The sequence below is a fragment of the Dickeya oryzae genome (genome assembly GCF_020406815.2).
In the GTDB taxonomy this organism is placed as follows: Bacteria; Pseudomonadota; Gammaproteobacteria; order Enterobacterales; family Enterobacteriaceae; genus Dickeya; species Dickeya oryzae.
In genome coordinates, this window is the sequence record NZ_CP162670.1 from 94,932 (window position 1) to 118,723 (window position 23,792).

A 23,792-nucleotide genomic window follows, 5' to 3' on the forward strand; every position below is an offset into this window, starting at 1 on the left:
AGGATGCGCGGGTGGGGGTGAAAAATGGTGATTTTCTGGTCTTGTCTTGAGTCCGGCGGTTGCCGTAGTGAATTTTTTTCCTGAAAACCCGCCTCTTCTCTTCCGGTCTGCTGGAAAAGATGTTTAAATTATCAATCATAAATTTTGCATAAATATGCATTGATGCGCGGTGATTTAAGGGCATCGATTCTGAGGGTACCGCGTCGTGCGCGTTTCAATGCATAACCAGATATTGCGTAACCCGGCGGCAGGGCTGCTAAGCTTAACGCCATCGAAATCAAGCAGGGACTAATAGTTATGACGACGATTTTGAAACATCTTCCGGTGGGCCAGCGGATTGGGATTGCTTTCTCCGGTGGTCTGGATACCAGCGCCGCCTTATTGTGGATGCGTCAGAAAGGCGCGGTACCGTATGCCTATACCGCGAATCTGGGGCAGCCGGATGAAGACGACTACGACGCCATTCCGCGTCGCGCCAAAGAGTATGGTGCAGAAAATGCTCGTCTGATCGATTGCCGTAAGCAGCTGGTGGCAGAAGGGATTGCCGCGATTCAGTGCGGAGCGTTCCACAACACGACTGGCGGTATGACCTATTTCAATACGACCCCGCTGGGTCGTGCGGTGACCGGTACGATGCTGGTTGCAGCAATGAAAGAAGATGGCGTGAATATCTGGGGCGATGGCAGCACGTACAAAGGTAACGACATCGAGCGTTTCTATCGCTACGGTCTGCTGACCAATGCCGAATTGAAAATCTACAAACCCTGGCTGGATACCGATTTTATCGACGAACTGGGCGGCCGTCAGGAGATGTCCGAGTTTATGACGAAGTCGGGCTTTGACTACAAAATGTCGGCGGAAAAAGCTTACTCTACCGACTCCAACATGCTCGGTGCCACGCACGAAGCGAAGGACCTGGAGTTCCTGAATTCCAGCGTGAAAATCGTCAATCCGATCATGGGCGTGAAGTTTTGGGACGAAAACGTCCGCATTCCGGCAGAAGAAGTGACCGTGCGCTTTGAGCGCGGCCACCCGGTAGCGTTAAATGGCCAGACATTCTCTGATGACGTGGAACTGATGCTGGAAGCCAACCGCATTGGCGGTCGTCACGGTCTGGGCATGAGCGACCAGATCGAAAACCGTATCATTGAAGCGAAAAGTCGCGGTATTTATGAAGCACCGGGGATGGCGCTGTTGCATATCGCCTACGAGCGTCTGGTCACCGGTATTCATAACGAAGATACCATCGAGCAGTACCATGCTCATGGTCGCCAACTGGGACGTCTGTTGTATCAAGGCCGTTGGTTTGACCCGCAGGCACTGATGCTGCGTGATGCGTTGCAGCGTTGGGTTGCCAGCGAAATCACCGGTGAGGTGACGCTTGAACTGCGTCGCGGCAACGATTACTCGATTCTGAATACTGTTTCGAACAACCTGACATATAAACCGGAACGTCTGACGATGGAAAAAGGCGAATCCGTGTTCTCGCCGGATGATCGTATCGGTCAGTTGACGATGCGTAATCTGGATATTACCGATACCCGTGAGAAGCTGTTCAACTACGTTGAAAGTGGCCTGATTTCTTCCGGCAATGCCGGGCTGCCGCAAGTCGCGCCTCAGTCTCTGCCGGATAAGTCCGCGAAATAAGCGCGTCCTGAAGGCCATGTAATCTTTACAGCAATCATCTCTACAACATAACTTCTGCAACAACAAGGGCATCCTGTCGGATGCCCTTTTTTGTGTGTGTTATTTTTCGCTACTTATTCGTAATTGCATGTTCGTGCTTGCATCAGCGCATTAGCGGTTGTTCACTAAGTGTTTTTCAACGCGCCCGAGTAACGTACGCAGCTGATTTTTTTCTTCTTCGCTGAATGGAGAGAGGATGTCGCGTTCATTCTCCACGTGTTCTTCCACCACCCGATTGATGAGCGCGAGACCTTCGTCGGTCAGTTGGATGTTGACTGAACGGCGATCGCCTTCAATCGGCATCCGTCGCAACCAGCCCGCTTGTTCCAGCCTGTCCAGGCGGCTGGTCAGGGTGCTGTTGTTGATCATCAGTGCGCTGACAATTTGGGATGGGCTGATGGCATAGGGGGCACCGCGTCTACGCAGTGTCGCCAGAATGTCGAATTCGCGGGCGCTGAGTTTGTACTTACCAAAAACCTTATCCAACGCGCGGTCAATCAACAGACTGGCACGAGAAAGGGTGCCAATGACCAACATCGGCTCAACGTCGAGGTCGGGGCGTTCGTTGCGCCATTGCTGAACAATATCTGAGACTTCCAGGTAGCGTGCCATAGAGTAAATATCCTTAATTAATATAAAACCTATTCCTTTATTGAAGCGTAGGCCAATACCGTTACGCGATCAACACTACTGTAATATTCCTTAAGGAAATGTTCAATCACATATGTTGTTGACACGTTATTTACGGTTATGTATATTACGAAATCGTAATATACAGTGTTACTTATCAATATCACAGGATGTGATGTGTCAGGATACAGGAAGATCGCCAGTAAGTAAGTCAGGAGAACTGCACATGGATGTGCGCCTTCTGTACGGCCAGGGAGGCGGTACATGCCTCAGGCTGAGCCGGTTCAAACCGAATCGTGCTTTTTGACAGGAACAGTTTGAGGAAGGTCCATTCCGTGAAATTAAAAGATTTCGCCTTTTATGCTCCCTGTGTCTGGGGAACCACCTATTTTGTCACCACCCAGTTTCTTCCTGCCGACAAACCGTTGTTGGCTGCATTGATTCGTGCGTTACCTGCCGGTCTTATTCTTATTTTTGGTAAAAAACTGCCGCCAGTCAGTTGGTTATGGCGCTTGTTCGTGTTGGGCGCGCTCAATATCGGTGTGTTTTTTGTGATGTTGTTTTTCGCGGCCTATCGTCTGCCCGGCGGCGTTGTCGCTCTGGTGGGGTCGCTTCAGCCGCTGATCGTCATCCTGCTGTCTTTCCTGCTACTGATGCAGCCGGTGCTGAAGAAACAAATGGTGGCCGCCATTATCGGCGGCATTGGCATTGTGTTGCTGATTTCCTTACCGCAAGAACCGTTGGATCCGGCCGGGTTGGTGGCATCGGTAGTGGCGACGATAAGTATGGCGTCTGGTCTGGTGCTGACCAAGAAATGGGGTCGCCCGGCAGGGATGGCGATGCTGACATTTACCGGCTGGCAGCTGTTTTGCGGCGGGTTAGTGATTCTGCCGGTACAGATGTTTCTGGAGCCGCTGCCGCATGCCTTCACTTTGACCAATCTCGCTGGCTATTTCTATCTGGCGATCCCCGGTTCCCTGCTGGCCTATTTCATGTGGTTCTCTGGTCTTGAGGCCAATTCCCCGGTGATCATGTCCATGCTGGGTTTCCTCAGCCCAATGGTTGCTCTGTTACTGGGTTTTTTATTCCTTCATCAGGGGCTGTCCAGCCCACAATTAATTGGCGTGATATTAATTTTCTCAGCAATTATTATCGTGCAGGATATTTCATTCTTTGGCAGAAGAAAAAAATCGACACAATTAAAACAATCCAAACTGATTTCTAAATGACATAATGTCATCAGCAGGTAAAAGTAATTTGTGTTCATGACAATATGGCTGATGTGTTGAAAACGCAACACATCAGCCTTTTATAGCGTCTGCAACCTGCATAATGGAAAAATAGTGAGTTCATACATTTGAGTAATTGGATTAATCGTTTATATCTGGCAGACAAGAAAACATTTTTTTAATTTAATAAGTAGGTAATACGCCAATGGTTGAGCTTAACCACTGGTGATTAATATGAATCGATAGTAACTCAGGATGTATTATTATCGAAAATGCCATGTAACTAATGATTGCTATGTCATTGATGCCAGACGTGAGTCATACCTGCGTCTGCGGGAAAGACATCGTCCGGATATAACCTGACATAATCACCCCCAGGATGAGAGAATATTATGTCTAAAACGGATTTTGAGCATGAATTGCTGCGGTTTAGCGACGAAGTAAAAGACGCGCTGCATACCGGGAAACCGGTCGTAGCGTTGGAGTCGACCGTGATTGCTCACGGTCTGCCTTACCCTGACAATGTTGCTACCGCCAGAAATATTGAAGCGGCTGTTCGCGCTGAAGGGGCGATTCCTGCGACGATTGGCATCGAAAACGGTCGGTTTTTAATTGGCATGTCGGATGCCGACCTCGAGCGTTTTGGGGCGACGAAAGGAATTGTGAAAACCAGTAGCCGTGATATCCCGGTGATCCTGGCGCAAGGCGGCAAAGGTGCGACCACCGTGGCGTCATCGCTGGTGGCAGCGGACCTGGCGGGGATTCCTTTCTTCGCGTCGGCAGGGATTGGCGGTGTGCACCGGGGGGCGGAAAAGTCGATGGATATCTCCGCTGACTTGATCCAGTTCACCCGCTCCCGGGTGGCGGTGGTCTGCGCCGGTGCCAAGAGTATTCTCGACCTGGGTCTGACGCTCGAGTATCTGGAAACCCAGTGCGTACCTATCATTTCCTATCAATCTGACGATTTCCCTGCGTTTTACTGCCGCTCCAGCGGCTTCCCCAGCCCTCACCGGCTGGATGATCCGCACGTTGTTGCCCGCGCCATTGACATGCACTGGAAGCTGGGTAACCGCAGTTCGGTGTTGATTACCCACCCGATTCATGACAGCGACGCCATTGATAAGGACGAGGTCGAGTCGATTATCCGTGAGGCGGCAATTCAGGCAGAGCATGAAGGTATTCGCGGGCCGGGTGCCACGCCGTATCTGATGCGAGCCGTCGCCAAAGCGACGCAAGGACGAACAGTGAAAGCGAACATGTCGGTGTTGATCAGTACTGCGGTGCTGGCGGGCCGTCTGGCCTGCGCTCATACCGACTACCTGCGGCAGCAAAATCAGGCATAAGGATATGTCTCATGAAGCCTCTTATTATTTTTGATCTGGACGGTACGCTGGTTGATACACCGAGCGGCATTGTCAGTGCGTTTGTAACGGCATTACGTGACTTAGGTATGCCCGTTGAGGACCGCAGCGCCATTCGCGCCACTATTGGTTTGCCGCTGGAAAAGGCATTTAGTCAACTCTTGTCGCTACCGGTTGAGGATGAACGGATAGCGCAGGCCATCAGGCAATATCAGGCGGTTTTCCGTGAGCAGGTGTTGCCGCAGGCTCCGGGGCTGGTCTTTCCCGGCGTAGTGGATGGCCTGTCTTTGCTCAAGCGTCAGGGGTATATGCTGGCGGTCGCTACCAGCAAGGTGTTTGCCAGCGCCAGCGCGTTGCTGGATGCGGCAGGGCTGGCACCGTTCTTCGATCTGGTGCTGGGTGCTGACATGGTGACGCATCCTAAACCCCATCCTGAAATGGGGCTGCTGGCGATGTCGCGTCTGGGGGCTGAGGCTGCTACCACCGCGATGGTTGGGGATACCACCCATGATTTGTTAATGGCAAAACAGGCGGGCATTGCCGCCATCGCGGTCACCTGGGGTATTCACCATGCCGGTCAGCTTAAATCGGCGGAGCCACAGGTCATTGTCGATACATTTGGCGAGGTAGTCGGGGCTGCCCACGCGTTATTAAAGTCGTCTTCTTCCCCGGTGTCTTATTGTTGATATTGTCTGATTTTTTTAGTCGTTAATGTGTTCCGAACATGCACTTGGCCTGAGAACAGGAATCTGGGCCAGGTGCTTCGTACGGCGTCTCACCCCTGCAATAAAACCGCTCAATATATTTTTACTGATTCATAAATGAGGATTGTAATGGATAACATCTCGAATCACGCGCTCAATTATCCGGTGTTAGTATTAAATAAAGGATTATTACCGAATTATGACGATGTTTCTTTAGCTCGTTACCTCTTTTCTGCCATGACGCTGGCAATATCACGTATTAGCAGAAATGAAGAAATGGTAGTGGGTTTTCATTTGCATCCACAAGAAATAGCGGACTGGGAAAATGACCCACGTATTTGTAAAAATATTATTGCATTAAATATTCAACTTAATAGTGCGACGCCGATTGCCGGTTTTATTCAGAATATGATGGAGTGGATAAGACCGGATGCGATTCAGCAAGAAAATAACCGTGGTGTCAGAGTGCTTACGCTGGGGGCACAACAAACGCTCCATGATGTCTTTGACCTGGAATTAACGTGGCAGCCGCCAACCGATAATGAGCCGGTGCGGTCGCTGGTCTGCCATGTCGACAACCGGGACGAGACGGTGATGTTGACGCTGCGATTTAACCCGGACCGTTTCAGCGCCGCCTTGGTTCAAAAGCTCCCTGCGGTATGGCGTCAGATAACAGATTATGCCGGGAGTGATGGTGCTGAGACGCTGCGGGATATCGGTCTGCTTGATGAGGCCGAGAGCGAGCACGTATTGCATGTTTTTAACCAGACCGAACATGTCTGGTCGGGAGAGAAAAATGTCGTTGAGCGGCTGAAAAGCCAGGTGCTGAGTCAGCCGGAGCAGACTGCGGTAGTGTTTCGTGATCAGCGCTTGAGTTATCGGCAGCTCTACCATCAGGCAAGTACACTGGCGCATTACCTGAATGCGCAGAGTACGGAGCATGAGCGTTGTGTGGGGGTGTTTGTCGAGCCATCGTTAACGCTGATGGTAGGAGTGTGGGGGATTTTGCTGTCTGGCAATGCCTACCTGCCGTTATCGCCGGAGTACCCGGAAGATCGGCTGGCTTATATGCTGGAAAATAGCCAGACACGTATCGTGGTTACCCAACCTCATTTGCGTGAGCGGCTGCTGGCGCTGGCACCACCAGGCATACACGTGGTCACGCCGGATGACGTTGAGGCGTTTGTGCGCCAACACCCCTCGGCGCAGTCTGACGCGCCTGCCATCCATATCGCGCCGCATCACCTGGCTTATGTCATTTATACCTCCGGCAGCACCGGCAAGCCGAAAGGCGTGATGATAGAACATCATAGCGTGCTAAATCAGATGAACTGGCTGGCGCACACGTTCGCATTAAATAACGAAACGGTGATTTTGCAGAAAACGCCGATGAGCTTTGATGCGGCGCAGTGGGAGATTCTATCGCCCGCTTGTGGTTGCCAGGTCGTGATGGGCGAGCCGGGGGTGTATCGCAATCCGGAGCAACTGGTGGACATGCTGGCGGAATACCAGGTGACCACGTTGCAGTGCGTACCGACATTATTGCAGGCGTTGCTGGATACCGAGCGTCTGAGCGCGTGTCCGGCGCTGCGGCACGTGTTCAGCGGCGGCGAAGCGTTGCAAAAGCATCTGGCGCTGGAATGTCTGGAGACACTGCCTGATTGTGAGCTCGTCAATTTGTATGGCCCGACCGAGTGCACGATCAACAGCTCCGCGTTTCGTGTCGACTCAGCGGTGACCCGACAAGGGCCGGATACGCTGTCCATCGGCTCTCCTGTGGCGAATACCCGCTATTACATTCTGGATAACTGCCTGACGCCGGTGGCGGTGGGTGAAATTGGGGAGCTGTACATTGGTGGTGATGGGGTGGCGCGAGGGTACCTGAATCGCGATGACCTGACCGCTGAGCGTTTTATTGCCGATCCGTTCGCGCCAGCCGACGCGGGCCGACGTTTGTATAAAACCGGCGATATCGCCAGTTGGAATCCCGATGGTACGGTCCAGTATGTCGGCCGTGCTGACAATCAGGTGAAATTACGTGGTTACCGTGTTGAGCTGGATGAGATTCGTTCGGCTATCGAAACCCATGAATGGGTGAAAGCGGCGGCGGTGATCGTCAAGCATGATCCTTTCACCGGTTATCAGAACCTGATTTCGTTTATCGAACTGAATGCCCGCGAAGCGGCGCTGATGGATCAGGGTAACCACGGTTCGCATCATCAGTCCAAAGCCAATAAAGCGCAGGTGATGTTGCAGCTGGCCAACAAAGGGTGCCGGGAATTTCCGGAAGATAGCCCCCCCTATACCCTTGACCTGCCGGGCAAAGACGCCGATGAAAAACAGCGACGTACTGCGTTTTCCCGCAAAACCTACCGGTTTTACGACGGGGGGGCCGTCGGGCGCGACGATGTGTTGTCGCTGTTGCGCGAGCCGTTATTGACGGCCGCTTCCCGGCAGCCAGGCGACCTGACGCTGGACGAACTGGGGCACGGATTGCGTTATCTCGGCCAGTTCACCAGTGAAGAGCGGTTGTTGCCCAAATACACCTATGCTTCACCGGGGGCGCTGTACGCAACCCAGGTGTTTCTAGAGTTGAACGGCATAGCCGGATTAGCCGCGGGGTACTACTACTATCAGCCAGTTCACCACCAGTTGATCCGGGTCAGTGAGCTGACGTCGCTGCCGTCGGGTGGTTTGCGACTGCACTTTGTCGGCAAGCAAAGCGCGATCGAACCGATTTACAAGAACAATATCCGGGAAGTGCTGCAAATCGAAATGGGGCACATTATCGGTATGCTGGATAACGTCCTGCCGGATTATGGCTTGGGTGTGGCGTTGTGTGACGCCGCCGTGCCGGACCCAACACCACTGGCGATTGACCCGGATGATGATTATCTGGGGGCGTGCGATGTGCTGTGCGGGCCCCGTTTGCCTGCGGACGATGGTCTGGAGATTTACGTGCAGACCGCCGGGACGCGTATTGCCAATCTGCCCGTCGGGACCTACCGCTATATCCGTGGCGACCTGGAGCATATTGCCGATGAGGTGATCGATAAGAAACATGTTATCGCCATCAATCAGGCCGTTTATGAGCGTTCATCGTTTGGCATCAGTATCGCCAGCCTGACTGAAGGCTGGGAAGGGTATGTGCATGTGGGGCGCAAACTGCAGCATTTGCAAATGAACGACATGAACATTGGGCTGATGTCTTCCGGCTATAGCTCGGAAACCGGCCATGACCTGCCAGCCGCTCGTCGTTTCTGGCAGATACTCGGTCGCCGAACCGGGCCGTACTATTTCTTCATCGGTGGACGCATCAGCGATGAGCAGAAATACAGCGAAGGCATGAAAGAAGACGCGGTACACATGAAAGGGCCGGCGGAGATGATTCGTGATGATCTGGCGGCGTTCATGCCGGACTACATGATGCCGAACAAGGTGTTGATTCTGGATGCGTTACCGTTGACGGTAAACGGCAAAATCGACATGAAAGCGCTGGCGAACGTCGATGTTGAATTAAAGCATAAGACGATCGTGGCCCCCCGCACCCCGCTGGAGCAGCAAATTCTGGCTATCTGGCAGGCAAAGCTCAAGCGTGAGGAGATGTCGGTCGATGACAATTTCTTTGAATCGGGCGGCAATTCGCTGATCGCGGTCAGCCTGATTAATGAGTTGAACACCTCGCTAAATGCCAGCCTGCCGCTTCAGGTGCTGTTTCAGGCACCCACCGTTGAAAAGCTGGCGGCGTGGCTGAGCCGTGCGCGTCAGGAGCCGGTGTCCCGCCTTGTGCCGTTACAACCCAAAGGGCGTCAGGCCCCCATCTACTGCTGGCCTGGGCTGGGTGGCTACTGTATGAACCTGCGTTTACTGGCGCGCCAAATGGGGACGGCGCGACCGTTCTTTGGCATTCAGGCGCACGGCATCAATCCAGGTGAGGAACCTTACGCCACCATCAGCGAGATGGCCGCTAAAGATATTGAACTGATTCGTCAGCATCAGCCGCACGGTCCTTATACGCTGTGGGGATATTCTTTCGGCGCTCGTGTCGCGTTCGAAACGGCCTGGCAACTGGAGCAGGCGGGCGAGGTGGTGGAATGTCTGTATTTGCTGGCTCCCGGGTCGCCGAAATTACGCGATGAACGGGTCGTTGCCATGCACCGGACAGCAGATTTTGATAACCCCGGTTACCTGACCATTCTGTTTTCGGTATTTATCGGCAGCATTACCGACCCAGCGCTGACGCGTTGTCTGGAAACGGTACGCGACGAAGAGGGGTTTGTGGCGTTTATTACGGCGCTTAATCCGGCATTGGATGACGGTCTGGTCAGGCGGATTACCCGCATTGTGTCGCAGACCTTCGAGTTCAGCTACACCTTTAGCGAGTTACAACAGCGGCAACTGAAGGCACCTGTCACCATCATCAAGGCTCAGGGGGATGATTATTCGTTCATTGAGGACCACGGTGGGTTCTCTGCCCTGCCGCCGACCGTGATGGAACTGATGGCAGATCACTACAGCATGCTGAAAGCGGCGGGGATAGCCGAGCTGGCAAGCGTTATCCAGTATCAACAAGTGCCTTCCAGCCAGGTGGGGTGAGGCGACGACAGGCATAACACGCGCGGGAGCTTCCCGCGCGTTTTTTCCAGCCTTGTCCCGCTATTGAACCGACTTTTTCGCTATTTTGCGATGAAAATCCCATATTTTGGCGTGTAAATCCCATTTTTGAGACGAAAAGTGTGCTGAAACGTGGGGGGTGGCAACTGCGGACAAAAACAAAATTTGTTTGTTGGCAAAGTGTTCCATGCTGACTGCGATTGCAAGCAAGTCATGAGCGGTGCTGCTGGGACACAGCTTCACTCTGTGCATCTGTCTATGACGGGTCTGTACTTGAGCCTCGGTACGATAAGGGGACGATAGCCGTGCGAGCGTCATCAGAAACCGACATGTTTTGCCTGAATGCCATCCATCATGAGGCACCGGAGCGCATTCGACGTTTTCCTCTGGCGGAACTGGGCGACTCGCACCAGCTGCGGGAAGGGCAGCGTCGCATGATGGAAAAGCTATACCAGTTAAGGTCGGTACCGATGCGCCCGGACAGCCATCAGGCGATGCTGGAGTCTGTGGTGGCTGGCGTGGTTGATGACTGGCCGACATTGTCCTCGCGCGAGGGGCTGTTGATTTATGCCAAGACGCAGACGCATAACACCTTCTTTGATAGCCACTGGCTGGATGACATTCTGCAGCACCAGCGACTGGGGCACTGGGATGTCGCGACACTGAGTCTGAATCACTGCGCCAGCGCGTTATCGGCTTTACACCTGGTGCGCCGTAGTGCGGTCCGTGACAACAGACCGGTGTTGCTGTTGACGGGAGAAAAAGCGTTTCACCCCGAAATCAACCGTTTTACGGTCGGTGTACAAGGCGAGTTACCGGTAGCCGCGCTCTTTAATGCCGCGAGTAGCCCGTGGCAGGTGACATTTACGGCCGTCCGGCACCTGAGCCGTTTTTATAACAACCCAGATAATATGACCCGGCAGGAAAAAGCGGCGCTTAATGGCTGCCTGCTGGATGAGTTATGCCGTTTCATTGTTGATGCCGTGAGGGATAGCGGCATGAGCATGGACGATATGGACTATTTTGTTCCCTGCAACCTGAATGTTCCGTTATTACGTCAGATGGCGCAGTGCCTGAATATGGGCGAGCGCTTATTTAGCCAACAGGTTTCTGATTATGGGCATCTGTATTGTTCGGACGTGTTATTTAATTTTTCTTCACTCATGAAAACTACAACCGGCCGCGCGAAAAATTATTTTTGTTTTTCAATGGGAATGGGCGTCACCCTTTCCTGCGCGCTGATACAGCAAATTGATATGTAAAGGAGACAGACATGTCTGCGCTATTAATCACTATTCAACAGGCGTTACGTGAAGTCATGGAGAATGACGACATCGAGATTAATGAAAAAACGGACTTTGATAACGATCTCGATCTGGACTCAGTGATGTTTGTGCAATTTTTGTTGACGCTTGAAGATAGCATCGACGGACTGCTGTTCGATCCTGACCAAATCAATATGGATGCCTTCACCACGGTAGGAAGCCTGATAGGCTGGCTGAATGCCAATGTGTTGTCGGAGGTGCGACATGTCAGTTGAACGCATAAAACAGGTCTGGGAGGCCTTTCGCGAGCAACCGTTATCCGATGCGCTGACGGTGTTGTTGCAGCCGCCGTCAGAAGAGGCGCAATACGTTCATCCAATCCGATATCAGATTCAGGACATCAGCAGCCTGCCTGACGAGAGCCAGTCTCAGCGCCTGTTTGATCGGGTGCTGACCCATCTCGGTCTGGACGCGGTGCGTGGTACGCAGACCATCGTGCTGCCAGCCAGTTTTCCGATACTGGTCTGCGCCGCCCGCCTGGGGGTGCTGGCTCGCATACAAACCATGAGCTGGCAGCATTTATCCGGCCGTTACAGCTTTGGCGCTAAAACGACCCGCCATCAATTGATCAAAGCCAGTTTTGCCGATGTGGCGGGAAAGGCGTCGCTGTTGTTGGAGCAGCAGTATCAACGCATGCGGGATGGTGACGTCGTTGGGCTGGAGGATGACCACTACCAGATTACCCAGCTTAATAATGAAGCGGAAAAGATGATGGGTGGACACGGTTTCCTGTTAGGCAATACCCATAGTCTGTCCTATTTCTCCATGATGCTTTACAGCATTTATGGCAAGGCGAGCAGCCTGGCAGCGGCCTAAGACGATACGAGGGTGGGGAACCATGAGCCTGATCTCGCGTGTGATGTCCAGAGCTGCCCCGGCTGCGAGCGGGGATATACGGCAGATAGTGGCGTTAGCATGGCCGATGATGGTGACAGCGGTGGTGGTGTCGTTGTCTCAGAATATGCAGATTGCGATTTTGGGCAATGGCGCGGAAAGCCAGACGTTGCTGACGCTCTCTTTTTTACAGCCGTTCAACTTTCTGTTTATCGCTATTCTGGAATGTCTGGCTATCACTAATCAGGTGTTCAGTGCCCGCTCACGCCATGACTGGCCGCGACAGCGCATCTGGCATAGTACGTTGCTGTTAGGTGCGCTTGGCGTAGTGGTGACGGCACTGGCGGCGCTGGTATGCCGTGTGTTGGCGTTGCCCTTGTCTGACTGGATGAATAGCCCGGATATGGCGTTGATGCGAACCGCCGCACCGGCGTATCTGCTATCCATGATGCCATTTCTGGCGCTGGAGATGTGTAACGCCGCGTTGCGTGGGCAGGGGCGCACCGTGTCGGCCATGACGCTGATGTGCAGCTATGTGCTGCTGAGCGCGGCGGGATGCTATCTGGGATTTCATGTCTACCAGCTTGGTTTCGAGTCGGTATTACTGGCCAATAGCCTGCCGGCACTGGTGTTGCTGCCAGCGGCACTGTGGTCGTTGCGTCAGGCGGCGACACCGGTACCGGATGATCGGCCGCGGGCGTTTGCACCGCGTTTATTGGCGTTGCTGGCGAATGCGGGGCTGCCGGTCGGGTTTTCCATGCTGGTGGTATTCTTTAGCTCAATGGTTATCTTTCCGCTGGTGGCGGCACTGGGGGCGGGTTTTCTGCCAGCCTTCCTGATCGTGATAAAACTGCGGGCTTTTTTCATCATTCCTGCGGTGGCGACTGGATCCGCGATTGCGATTTTGCTCAATCAGCGCCGCCACACCCACCCGGCATCACAGTTGGTAGCGTTGCTGAATAATGGTGTCTGGCTGATTGTTTTGGCCTATCTGGCGCTGACCCTCGGTGTATGCTGGGCGCGCAACGGCATTCTGGCCGGTTTTTCCAACGACGAGGCCATTCGGCAATCCAGTCAAATACTGTTGTGGTTGCTATTGCCGACGTTTTTTCTCACCTCACTGGTGGCGGCATTACAGACGCTGTTGGAGCAGGTGGATAGGGGACGACGGGTATTGCTGTTCACGCTGGTGCTGGAGTTGCTGATGGTGGCGGTGGCGTTGGGTGCTCACCGTTATTTTAGCGATATACAGGCGATTGCCGGTTTGATCGTCGCGTTTAGCCTGGTGTATGCGGTGGTGTTCCTGCGTGAGTATCGGTTGCTGGCTTGCGCGCTGGGAGAACAGGATGCTGCTGTATAACCTGTGCTACCCGCTGATGTGGCTGGCGACGTTGGTGCAATACAATTATTACCGCGTGCTGGTGAGGCTAAAGCGCCGCCCGTCTCTGCTGCTTAAAGTGCACATCAAGCCGGAAACCCATTATGTCCGCCTGTGTCGTGCATTGCGTCTGGCGGATTTATGGCTGCTGGAGCGCTTGTCGTTGCACCTGGCGGCGCGCTATCTGTTGTGCTTGTTTGAGACGACGCGTTATATCGCCTACAAACAGGTCGATCATGAGTATCTGGCCGGTTTTCTGCAGGAAAAAATCGGTTTCCGGCACCAGACGGTGTATGTGTTTCGCTGGGTACCGCCCCCGATGGAGACGCCGACAAAAACCGTGCTGCTGGTGCACGGCTGGGAAGGGCGCGGCATCATGTTCCGACCGCTGTGCGAGGCGCTAAAAGCACAGGGATACGCGGTGATCATGCCGGATCTGCTGGCGCATGGGTTGTCTGACGGAAAGCGGGTGTCCAATTATGAGCTGGCCAGTCTGATCATTGAGATGGAGCGGCGTTATGGGCCGTTTTATGCGGTGGTTGGGCATTCCAGCGGTGGTTTGGTGTGTAGCCTGGCACTGGCACAAGGGCTGGCGGCGCAGCGCCTGGTGCTGCTGGCCAGTCCGGACAATTTTGGCAGCATGATCGACAGGTTTCTGGCGGGGGCATCGGTATCGGCATCGCTGGCCGCCCCCATGAAAGCCATTTATGCGCAGCGTTTTGGCTTTCATCCCGACTGGGTGGGTGACGCGTTGTACCGCACGCTGGATTGCCCGACGCTGATTTGTCATGACTGGCAGGACGCACGGGTTCGCCCTGATGTGGCTGATGCTATTCATCAGGCACTTGCCTACAGCGAACTTTTCTACACCCGCGGGCTGGGGCATTTGGGCATTTTACGCAGCCCGCTGGTACACCAGCGTATTCTGGCATTTTTCGCGGAAGCGAATGCTGGAACCGACACGCAGGTAAAGCCACTTATTGATCGCGTCGCGTCATAATGCGGTAACGCGCGGCATTGATGGTATCGAAGCCCGTGCTTTGCCGGTGTGAAAACGCGGGCCCGCCATGCGTCATCTCATGGCGGGCTTCGGGTTAATTACAGAGATTATGAATGTTGTCCAGCAGCACATGGCGAGAAAACAGATGACGCTGTTTGCCGAAAATGATGTCGAAGCTCATGTTTTGCAGGGTGCGCGGTGAATCGTTTTCCCGCTCCAGCGACACGGTTTTACGGTATTTCAGCGGTGCAATGTTGTACGTCTTGGTAAAGCAACGCGAGAAGTGTGGCAGCGAGGAAAATCCGCATGCATAACAAATATCGGTGAGCGACCAATTAGGCGAAATGTGAATAATCTCTTTGGCCAGTGTCAGCCTGACACGCCAAATCCAGCGCATCGGCGTAATGTTATACACCTGGTTGAAGAGACGACAGATATCGAATTTTGATTTACCGCTGACCGCTTCAAGATCTTCCAGCGTAATATTGTTGCCGATATTGTCGATGATATAGTCAATAATTCCCGCCAGGCTGGTCGCTTTATTGTTCGCTGCGAGTGTTTTGCGCAGGTTAGGGTGACGACGATACATGTCCTGAATCAGGTTATTGTTAAAAATATCGTTATCTACGGTATGGGCAAAGGTGTTCTGTAAGCTCATGGTGTCATCCCAAAAAAATAGATTCCCCGTGTCTGGTCCAGCTAAATCCAAAAATCCTTACAGCGGCGAATTCAGTGGTTGATTATTGTCCCTTGGTCAGACGTACGATCTGTCTAAGGCAAATTGTGTGCCATGTTGTTATTGCTTGTTTTTAAAGGGAAATGCTTACGCCTACCTATAATTGATCCCATTAATGGGACGATGACGTATCGAACATGGGATTTTTCGTCTCGCAATTGGTCTATAGGCAACGCGAGCCCGTGGTGTAGCGGGTGTATGGGTGTGGCAACGGCGAGAGAGTGGCTCCGGTAGCCGTGGATAGATATCCGTGGTTCGCCTGCCTGCCGGGATAAAGCGGGATAGAAATGGCGTTCGGGAACGGTGCCTGGGGAATAGTTGGTATGATTTGTGCTGCTAAATTCAGAAAAGGTGAAGTCAGTTTTGCGGATAACCTGTGTATTTTGGACGCATTTTTAAAACCAGAGATAAAAGTGAGTGGTCGACAGCCTGTAAGATACCCTCGGTCTCAGGAAGGCTGACTCTATTTATACACTGAGGATTTCCCATGACGGTGCTGGTTCAACTTGATAATGTGCATAAAATTTTTCTTACCGATGAAATTGAAACGCATGCCCTTAGCAAGATAAACCTTTCTATTCACTCGGGAGAGTACGTCTCCATCGCGGGGCCGTCCGGCTGCGGGAAATCGACACTGCTGTCCATCATGGGATTGTTGGATACGCCCACAGAGGGGCAGTACCGGTTGAATGGGACTGATGTTGAACGCATCAGCCGCCGGGAAATGGCCCGACTGCGCAATCGTGAAATTGGCTTCATTTTTCAGTCATTTAATCTGATAAGCGATTTGACCATCGCGGAAAACGTCGCGTTGCCGCTCACTTACCGTAATGACTTGTCGCGTGCGGAACAGAAAGCGCGGGTGATTCAGGCACTGGAGAAAGTCAACATGTCGCATCGGGTGCGGCATTATCCCTCGCAACTCTCCGGTGGTCAGCAACAGCGGGTTGCCGTAGCGCGGGCGATTGTTGGCAAACCGTCACTGCTGCTGGCGGATGAGCCCACCGGCAACCTGGATTCCGCCAATGCCGAGGCGGTGATGAATATTCTGGATGAATTGCATCGGGACGGCGCGACCATCTGCATTGTCACCCATGACCCCCGTTCAGCCATGCGCGCTCAGCGTACCATTGTCCTGTCTGACGGCCAGGTCGTGGCAGATGGTGAGAATGGACAATTGCGTCAGGCGGTATAGTACGATGAATTTCTGGTTTGATATCCGTTACGCCTTGCGCCTGCTGCTTAAAAGCCCGGGATTTAGTGTGCTGACCATTACCGTTATGGCTTGCGGGTTGGGGCTGGCGCTTTATATGTATTCCGTCATCAATACCATCATGTACAAGACGCTGCCGTACCCTAGAGGGGAAGGTATGGTGATGGTGACGCCGAACGTTGGTGGGGTCAGTCTGGATGACTCCGGCTTGAATTTTCTCGACTATACCGAGCTCTCCCATCAGTTAACCAAGATAAATGATATCGGCTATTTTTACGCCGAGTATTTAGATCTCAATGATGGAAAAAACTCTGCCCGTTATATAGGGATTCTTAGCACACCTCAGATGTTCAGTTATACGGGTGTGTCACCCTTGATGGGGCGTATTTTTAATGAAAACGATATGTTATCCGGTGCATTACCGGTAACGGTGATTAGCTATGATCTGTGGCAGAATTATTTTAACGGTAGGAATGATATTCTTAGCCAGTCAGTACAGATAAACGGTATACGCACTCATATTGTTGGCGTTATGCCTAAAGGCTTCGAGTTTCCATTTTTCCACGATCTCTGGCTGCCATCAAAAATAGAGCAACAATCATTTTCCCTGAGAAGTCAGGCACCTGAAGTTTATGTGTATGCACATGTAAACCCTCGCTATTCCCTGGATGAAGCCAATCAAGAAATTGCATCCGTCATGAAGCGGCTGGCTGATAAATATCCAGAGAGCAATAAAGGCGTATCGGCGATAGCCCTGTCTTTTCAGGTTAGCTTCATGGGAGATGATACCGCGCAGGTATTCTTAATAACCCTATCCGCCGTGGCTTTTGTCCTATTGTTAGCGTGTTGTAATGTGGGAAATCTGCTTTTAGCGCGCTCTCACCAGCGTACAAGAGAGATCGCTGTTCGTGTTGCGTTAGGCTCACCCATGATGCGTTTGATTATGCAGATGTTATGGGAAAGCCTGATCATCTGTATCCTGGCAGGGATTGTTGGGGTATTACTGGCTGCCTGGGGATTAGATCTGACAAATACCATCTTCCCCCGATTTGTTCCTAATCGTGTTCCATCCTGGTGGCATTTGTCACTTGATGCCAATATGATTTTTAATGCGAGTGTTCTGGTTGTCGTGACGGCATTTATTACGGGGGCGTTGCCTGCATGGAAGATTGCCAATGGGCAATTTTTTCAGGCATTGAGAGATGGCGCTCGCGGTATTCCCGGCTATCGAACCAGTAAGGCTGGGCGTTCGCTCGTCATTATAGAAGTAGCCCTTTCTTTCTCAATATTATGCATCAGCATTCTATTATTGATTTTAGTGACCAAGGCGAAAAATGCAGACTACGGGGTTGCCACTGATGGCTATCAGATATCCCGTCTTAATCTTAATAAAGATGTGTATCCCACGCCGCAAAGCAGACGTGATTTTTACCTGAGCTTATCCAGGCAATTACAGGCTATTCCAGATGTTACCGCCGAATCTATTACTACCAGTGCGCCGGGGGAGTTTACCGCTGCTCATCAGCTCATTATTGAAAACAGAGAGGACGGGAAGAATAGCGATGAATCTGATCCGATGGTGAATGATGTGCAGGTTATGCCCGGCAGTCTGGTTGGAATGGGCGCGACAATGATTTATGGCCGGGAATTTTCAGCGGCAGATAATGAAAAGTCCACCCCTGTTGCGGTAATCAGCGAGTCGCTGGCTAAAAAGTATTGGTCGGATGAAAAAAGTGCGATAGGGAAGCGCATCCGCTTCAGAAATGAGGAGGAATCAGGTTGGTATACCATTATTGGTGTGACCACGCATATTGTGCATGGCCGGCCGTTTAGTGCGTTTAAAAACCGTGCAACCGTGTATCGCTCGTTATTACAACGACCCACACCGATCATGACGATTATGCTCAAGTCTGGCAGGCCTTCTATGCTGCCTGAGCGGCTTAAACTCGCACTCTATAACGTCGACAGCATGATGCCGGTGGCACCCCCTCAAACACTAAATAACATGCTTGAAAAGAATACCCTCGGCGTCAGATTCGTTGCCAACCTGTTCATGTTGTTTGGGGTTATTGCGATTGTACTGTCATCTAGCGGCATTTATGCCGTGACGCAAAATGCAATCAGTCAGCGAACTCAGGAAATAGGCATTCGCCAGGTACTGGGGGCGACACCTAACCATTTACTTAGAATGCTGATGTTACAAGGGGCAAACCAACTCATTCTGGGTTTGATTCTGGGGTTGCCCTTGGCTTTATTAGCCGCACCCGGAATTAACCGCGCTTTAGGTGATGGCCGAGGCAATTTTGTTTTGCTATTCGTTTGTGTCGCGTTGTTTATCATGACCATTGTCGCACTTGCCACCTGGATCCCATCCCGACGTGTCATCATGATGAAACCGGGTGATGCGATACGCTATGAATAAACTGGGCAGGCGGTATGCTGCCTGTAGCACCGGCATGTGCGCTCGTGGCAGGATACCGGCTGGCACTCCAGTTTCCCGCAACAGAGCCGTTAATAGTTACCACAGATCGATTATGCTGTAAGGGCATCGCCGCAGGGGTTGCCTGCGGTGGTGACTGTCAGTGTAAATTTCAGTATGAACCAGAGTGATAAGGACCCGTATGGCGGATAAGCAACATATCCTCATTGTTGATGACGACGCACATATTCTGGCCAGCTTGCAGATGTTACTGTCCATGGAAGGGTATCAGGTCACACTGTGTTCTGCCGTTGAGCAGGTGCCTGTTCAGCTATCCCAGCATGATTTCGATTTGATCCTGATGGATATGAACTATCAGCGTGATACCACTTCCGGGCAGGAAGGGCTGGTATTGCTCGAAGAGATCAAGCGGTATGACGAGTATCTGCCGGTTGTCGCGATGACGGGCTGGGGAAGTGTCGATATTGCCGTCAGCGCCATGCGGGCGGGTGCGGTCGATTTCATCCAGAAACCCTGGGACAACGAGCGGCTGTTGAATGTTATTCGCCAGCAAATCTCTTTTAGCCTCAGCCAGCGTTCTGGTAAACGGCTGAAAGAAGAAAACAAACTGCTCAAGCTGGAGCTGGAAGACAATTTCAATGGCGAGTGGGTTGTGGAATCCGCGCCAATGAAGCAGTTAATGCGGGTGGTGGAGCAGGTGGCCGCAACCGAGACCAACATCCTGATTCTGGGCGAAAACGGTACAGGCAAAAGCCTGCTGGCTCGGGTGATTCATCAGCTGTCTTCACGCCGTGACGAGAACATGGTGTCGGTGAACATGGGGTGTATCAACGAGAACCTGTTCGAAAGCGAGATGTTCGGCCATGTGAAAGGCGCGTTTACCGATGCGCGGGAAAGTCGTGTCGGGCGCTTTGAGTTGGCGGACAAAGGAACACTGTTTCTGGATGAGGTAGGTAACCTGCCGCTGACCCAGCAAAGCAAGTTGTTACGTATTCTTGAGGAACGGTGCTTTGAACGGGTTGGGTCATCCCGCACACTGAAGACCAACTGCCGGATCATTGCCGCGACTAACGCCGACCTCGGTGCCAGAGTGGTTGAAGGAACGTTCCGACAGGATCTGTATTACCGTCTCAATACCATTGAGCTACGTGTGCCGTCACTGGCGGAACGGCAGCAAGACATCATGCCACTGGCGTTGAACTTCATTGACCGATATGCCAGAAAATACAATAAATCGGCGCCGGGACTCAGTTCGTCCGGACAGGCGGCGTTATATGGATACCACTGGCCGGGAAATATCCGTGAACTGAGTCATTTGCTGGAACGGGCGGTACTGCTGTGCGGATCGTCACGGCTAAACAGTGACGATATTTTTCCGTCACTCCCCACTGCGCCGCAAAAAATGGTGACAGCGGAGCCGGAGTTCTCTTCCGATGCGACGCTGGCCGATATTGAAGAACGTCTGCTATGTCAGCGTATGGCGAAATTTGACGGCAATGCCATCAAGGCGGCCCGCTCGCTGGGGCTGAGTCGCAGTGCGTTCTACCGACGACTGGAAAAGTACAAAATTAACCATGAGTAAACTCGACTCCTCTTTTGAGCCTCCTCACCTGTTGTCATTCAATGTCGCAGCGATTGCGGGTTTGCTGGGGTATTTTCTGCTATGGGTGTTCCCCGATCAGTCGGTATATCTTAAAGTACTGACGGTATTTATTATTTTTCTTTGCCTGATCTACAGCAGCTTTACGTTTTCCGAACGTCTGAATGGCAAAATTCATGTTGTGTCTAACCTGCTGGAAGCGCTGGAGCAGGAGAATTTCAGCCTGCGCGGTGTGACCAAGGGGAACGGAGGGTTTGATAATCTGATCCGCCAGATTAACCAGCTCTCTGGTGCAATGGCGCGCAGCCGTCAGCAGCAAAAAGAAACCTACTATGTGCTGCATAAGGTGATCTCCAATATCAACATCAGCGTCTTTGCGCTGGATGCCGAGCGCCGCATCATCTGGTGCAACGACGCGGCGGCGGCGTTGATCAACAAACCGTTGTCGTTATTGGTTGGGCAACCTGCGGCGGAGTTCGGTCTGGAGGGGTTGTTGCAGCAACCATCCGATGCCGAGCCTGTTGACTGGCGTTTTCCTGGTACTCGCGGCATGTTCCAGATTCGCCACGATTCCTTTATTGAGGATGGCCGACAAAACCACCTGCTATTTATCAGTGACGTGAGCAAACTGCTGCGTAACGAAGAGCAGAAAACCTGGCAGAACCTGTTGCGGGTGATTAGCCATGAGATTAATAACTCGCTGACGCCGATCGCCTCCATCAGTCAGACGTTGTTACAGGTATTCCGTAAGGATAACTCGCACCCGTCAGCGCCGGATCTGGTCAATGGGATGGAGATCATCAACAATCGTGCCCGCGAATTGATCACGTTTGTTGGCAGTTATCGTCAGTTAAATCGCCTGCCACCGGCGAACAAGCAGCCGTGTGATATCGCCGGGTTAATGATGCAAATGACGATGCTGTTCCCCCAGCGTAAGCTGGTTTTTGCCGGTGAAGCACCGCAGCAGGTGATGGTTGATGCCAACCAAATGCAGCAGATGTTCATCAACCTGTTAAAAAATGCCGATGAGGCGATGCCGCCGGGGCAGGGAGAAATTGTACTGCGCTGGAAAGCGGTCGCCCGACAGTTGCACATCGAGATTATCGATCAGGGCAAAGGGGTGGCGAATATCGAAAACCTGTTCGTACCGTTTTATACCACCAAGACGCATGGCAGCGGCATTGGTCTGATTTTGTGTCGGCAGATTGTTGAAGGGCATGACGGACACCTGACGTTGGAGAACCGTAAGGATGCAGAAGGCTGTGTCGTCAATATCTTCCTGCCATTGGGATGACCTGACGGCAAGAACATGGCCGTACCCCCATTGTGTGGTGGTATCGCGTGCGCGAGAACCGAACCCGATGATCGTGATGCAAGCGCGTCAGGCCTGCGGTCTCGCGACTGATGCGCCGTTAACATCGCGTCAACTGGCAGAAGGCATACTGCGTCTTTTGCTGGCGCCATTATGCCAGCAGGATGCTTCTGCACTGTGTTTTGCGCGCAACCAGTATGGCAAACCGTTCTTACCACAGTACCCGGCTATTCAGTTCAATCTATCCCATACCCATAGCGCCTTTGCGTTTGCTTTTGCGCGTTACAGTCAGGTCGGGGTGGATGTCGAACGTTGTCAGGGACAGGTGGACCGCAAACGGGCAGTCGCGAAACGCTTTTTTCACCCCGATGAAATCCGCTGGCTGGAGTCGCTTGATGACATGCAATTTTTGTCGGCGTTTACCCGTTTGTGGAGCCGTAAAGAAGCCTATATCAAAGCGCTGGGGATGGGGTTACACAAGTCGCTGGAATCATTTAGCTGCCTGACTGACCATCAGGGCGCACTCCAGGTGGTCGATTCCGGAAGTGTGGTCACGTGCCGATTGAGTGAGGAATGGGTCGAAGGGGAACCGGCGGTTGCGCTAAGCTGTTGCCTGTTACCCAACGCATCGACCGACGCAGATACGTGGCGCTTATTGCTCTTACAGGATGAAACAGTACAGGATGAAACACCACAAGATGAAGCGACCACAAGATAGCAGGGCTACAAGGTGAACTGAGCACTGGATGCGTGCAGGCACAGTCACAGGCACAGTGAGATGCTGTCGGTTACCTCAGTAGCTAGCAACCATCATGCTCGACCAGACCCGCGATACCGTTGTTGGTCTGAACCCGTGTGTCTGGCGCGACCCGGACTCTGGCTCCTGTCGTGATAGTGCCGCTTAACTGCCGTACGTGGCATAACCGAGCATCAACACCCATCGCGATATTCACGACAGCTTCCTGGGCTGAAAATGCCTTTTCATGGGATGCTTTTTCATGAGCGTTAAACGAGGCTCCCATCGCCAGCGACAGGTCGAGCCGACGCGTTGTCCCCGCAACGTTGACCGCTGTTCCCATACTCCCGTTGACCGCGAAGGCATCGGGTGAAACCGCACAGGCGGGAATGGACATCGTGACACCAGCCTGCGCTTTAACAACCGTGATCGGCGCGCTGACCGTTATCCTGACGGTCGCGTCATGATCACGCAGAATGCTGTCATCGCTGGCGTGGTTTTCTATGACTAAACTCTGACCCTGGGGGCGGATGACCAGCTTTTCCAGAACATCCTGTCTGGCGCTGGTCTCCACGCGGTATCCATTACCGCAAACCAGTGTGACATTCAGGCCACGGCTGACATCCAATGTCGTAAAGGAGGGCACATCCACATTTTGCTGATTCGTTGGTGAACAGGCCACCGTCAATGGCAGCAGTACCAACGCGGAACAAAGCAGCGCTTTCATTCCTCTCTCCTTTTCCGTCGCTATCCTTATCTGCCAGCCTGATATCCTTATCAGGAGGGAACCCGCGGCCAGCCAATCCTTGTCTGGCCAATCCGCCCGATGATGCATCCCTGGTACCGGGCGGTGCGGGGCAGTTACGTCCTTGTCTCTTATCGTTGGCAAGCCAACGAAAGCTTTCCCTGATTGCTATTATGCATAGCAGAATTATCCATTGTTGTCTGAGATTGAGAGTTTCCCTAATAAATAGGATTAAATGTTGTTCTAAGC

Annotated in this window: 18 protein-coding genes; 15 read left to right on the top strand and 3 right to left on the bottom strand. The window is 52.6% G+C overall.

All coding sequences use genetic code 11. The features are described from left to right. Positions 1-297 precede the first annotated feature (297 nt). Positions 298-1,647, top strand: a complete 1,350-nt coding sequence (gene argG, locus LF929_RS00420; protein WP_226093374.1) for an argininosuccinate synthase — start codon at positions 298-300, stop codon at positions 1,645-1,647. Between the two features lie 150 nt (positions 1,648-1,797). Here the strand turns inward: argG and LF929_RS00425 are convergent, their stop codons facing one another. Further along, positions 1,798-2,298 (bottom strand): MarR family winged helix-turn-helix transcriptional regulator, encoded by a 501-nt coding sequence (locus LF929_RS00425; RefSeq protein WP_012882831.1) that lies wholly within the window; start codon positions 2,296-2,298, stop codon positions 1,798-1,800. A 353-nt stretch (positions 2,299-2,651) separates the two neighbouring features. Here LF929_RS00425 and LF929_RS00430 point away from each other — a divergent pair, with 353 nt between their 5' ends. The 9 genes from LF929_RS00430 to LF929_RS00470 all read left to right on the top strand — a co-directional run bounded on the left by LF929_RS00430 (position 2,652) and on the right by LF929_RS00470 (position 14,761). Continuing rightward, complete coding sequence (locus LF929_RS00430) at positions 2,652-3,545, top strand: carboxylate/amino acid/amine transporter (protein ID WP_210175078.1); 894 nt, start codon at positions 2,652-2,654, stop codon at positions 3,543-3,545. 392 nt (positions 3,546-3,937) lie between these two features. Further along, on the top strand, positions 3,938-4,888 hold the full coding sequence (locus tag LF929_RS00435; RefSeq protein WP_038906656.1) for a pseudouridine-5'-phosphate glycosidase: 951 nt from the start codon (positions 3,938-3,940) through the stop codon (positions 4,886-4,888). A gap of 11 nt (positions 4,889-4,899) precedes the next feature. Next, complete coding sequence (locus LF929_RS00440; protein WP_038902930.1) at positions 4,900-5,592, top strand: HAD family hydrolase; 693 nt, start codon at positions 4,900-4,902, stop codon at positions 5,590-5,592. A gap of 147 nt (positions 5,593-5,739) precedes the next feature. Continuing rightward, positions 5,740-10,206 carry an amino acid adenylation domain-containing protein gene (locus LF929_RS00445; protein WP_226093373.1) on the top strand — a complete coding sequence of 1,489 codons (4,467 nt, stop codon included), beginning with the start codon at positions 5,740-5,742 and terminating at the stop codon, positions 10,204-10,206. A gap of 347 nt (positions 10,207-10,553) precedes the next feature. After that, positions 10,554-11,486 carry a 3-oxoacyl-[acyl-carrier-protein] synthase III C-terminal domain-containing protein gene (locus tag LF929_RS00450; RefSeq protein ID WP_264085025.1) on the top strand — a complete coding sequence of 311 codons (933 nt, stop codon included), beginning with the start codon at positions 10,554-10,556 and terminating at the stop codon, positions 11,484-11,486. A gap of 11 nt (positions 11,487-11,497) precedes the next feature. After that, positions 11,498-11,764: an acyl carrier protein gene (locus tag LF929_RS00455; protein ID WP_023638599.1), complete on the top strand. Its 267-nt coding sequence runs from the start codon at positions 11,498-11,500 to the stop codon at positions 11,762-11,764. Then, the gene (locus LF929_RS00460; RefSeq protein ID WP_226093371.1) at positions 11,754-12,365 is read left to right on the top strand and encodes an acyl-CoA dehydrogenase family protein; all 612 of its coding nucleotides are present in this window, start codon (positions 11,754-11,756) and stop codon (positions 12,363-12,365) included. Before LF929_RS00455 ends, LF929_RS00460 begins: the two co-directional genes overlap by 11 nt. Positions 12,366-12,387: 22 nt before the next feature. After that, a complete protein-coding gene (locus tag LF929_RS00465; protein WP_226093370.1) occupies positions 12,388-13,743 on the top strand; it encodes an MATE family efflux transporter in 1,356 nt (451 codons plus the stop codon). Continuing rightward, positions 13,730-14,761, top strand: a complete 1,032-nt coding sequence (locus LF929_RS00470) for an alpha/beta hydrolase (RefSeq protein ID WP_226093369.1) — start codon at positions 13,730-13,732, stop codon at positions 14,759-14,761. Before LF929_RS00465 ends, LF929_RS00470 begins: the two co-directional genes overlap by 14 nt. 94 nt (positions 14,762-14,855) lie before the next feature. Here the strand turns inward: LF929_RS00470 and vfmE are convergent, their stop codons facing one another. Beyond that, positions 14,856-15,419: an AraC family transcriptional regulator VfmE gene (vfmE, locus tag LF929_RS00475; protein WP_012882841.1), complete on the bottom strand. Its 564-nt coding sequence runs from the start codon at positions 15,417-15,419 to the stop codon at positions 14,856-14,858. Between the two features lie 565 nt (positions 15,420-15,984). On the opposite strand from vfmE, the gene LF929_RS00480 reads away from it, so the two are divergent. The 5 genes from LF929_RS00480 (at position 15,985) to LF929_RS00500 (ending at position 22,780) form a co-directional block, all read left to right on the top strand. Continuing rightward, positions 15,985-16,692: an ABC transporter ATP-binding protein gene (locus LF929_RS00480; RefSeq protein ID WP_019844156.1), complete on the top strand. Its 708-nt coding sequence runs from the start codon at positions 15,985-15,987 to the stop codon at positions 16,690-16,692. A gap of 4 nt (positions 16,693-16,696) precedes the next feature. Next, the gene (locus LF929_RS00485) at positions 16,697-19,132 is read left to right on the top strand and encodes an ADOP family duplicated permease (RefSeq protein ID WP_210176819.1); all 2,436 of its coding nucleotides are present in this window, start codon (positions 16,697-16,699) and stop codon (positions 19,130-19,132) included. A gap of 199 nt (positions 19,133-19,331) precedes the next feature. Beyond that, on the top strand, positions 19,332-20,732 hold the full coding sequence (gene vfmH / locus LF929_RS00490; protein WP_038906664.1) for a two-component system response regulator VfmH: 1,401 nt from the start codon (positions 19,332-19,334) through the stop codon (positions 20,730-20,732). After that, complete coding sequence (gene vfmI / locus LF929_RS00495) at positions 20,725-22,044, top strand: two-component system sensor histidine kinase VfmI (protein WP_038902941.1); 1,320 nt, start codon at positions 20,725-20,727, stop codon at positions 22,042-22,044. The genes vfmH and vfmI overlap by 8 nt, the downstream gene beginning before the upstream one ends. Beyond that, positions 22,013-22,780 (top strand): 4'-phosphopantetheinyl transferase superfamily protein, encoded by a 768-nt coding sequence (locus tag LF929_RS00500; RefSeq protein ID WP_226093368.1) that lies wholly within the window; start codon positions 22,013-22,015, stop codon positions 22,778-22,780. The genes vfmI and LF929_RS00500 overlap by 32 nt, the downstream gene beginning before the upstream one ends. Before the next feature lie 82 nt (positions 22,781-22,862). Here LF929_RS00500 and LF929_RS00505 read toward each other — a convergent pair whose 3' ends face one another. Beyond that, on the bottom strand, positions 22,863-23,525 hold the full coding sequence (locus LF929_RS00505; protein ID WP_038906666.1) for a DUF2807 domain-containing protein: 663 nt from the start codon (positions 23,523-23,525) through the stop codon (positions 22,863-22,865). Positions 23,526-23,792 lie beyond the last annotated feature (267 nt).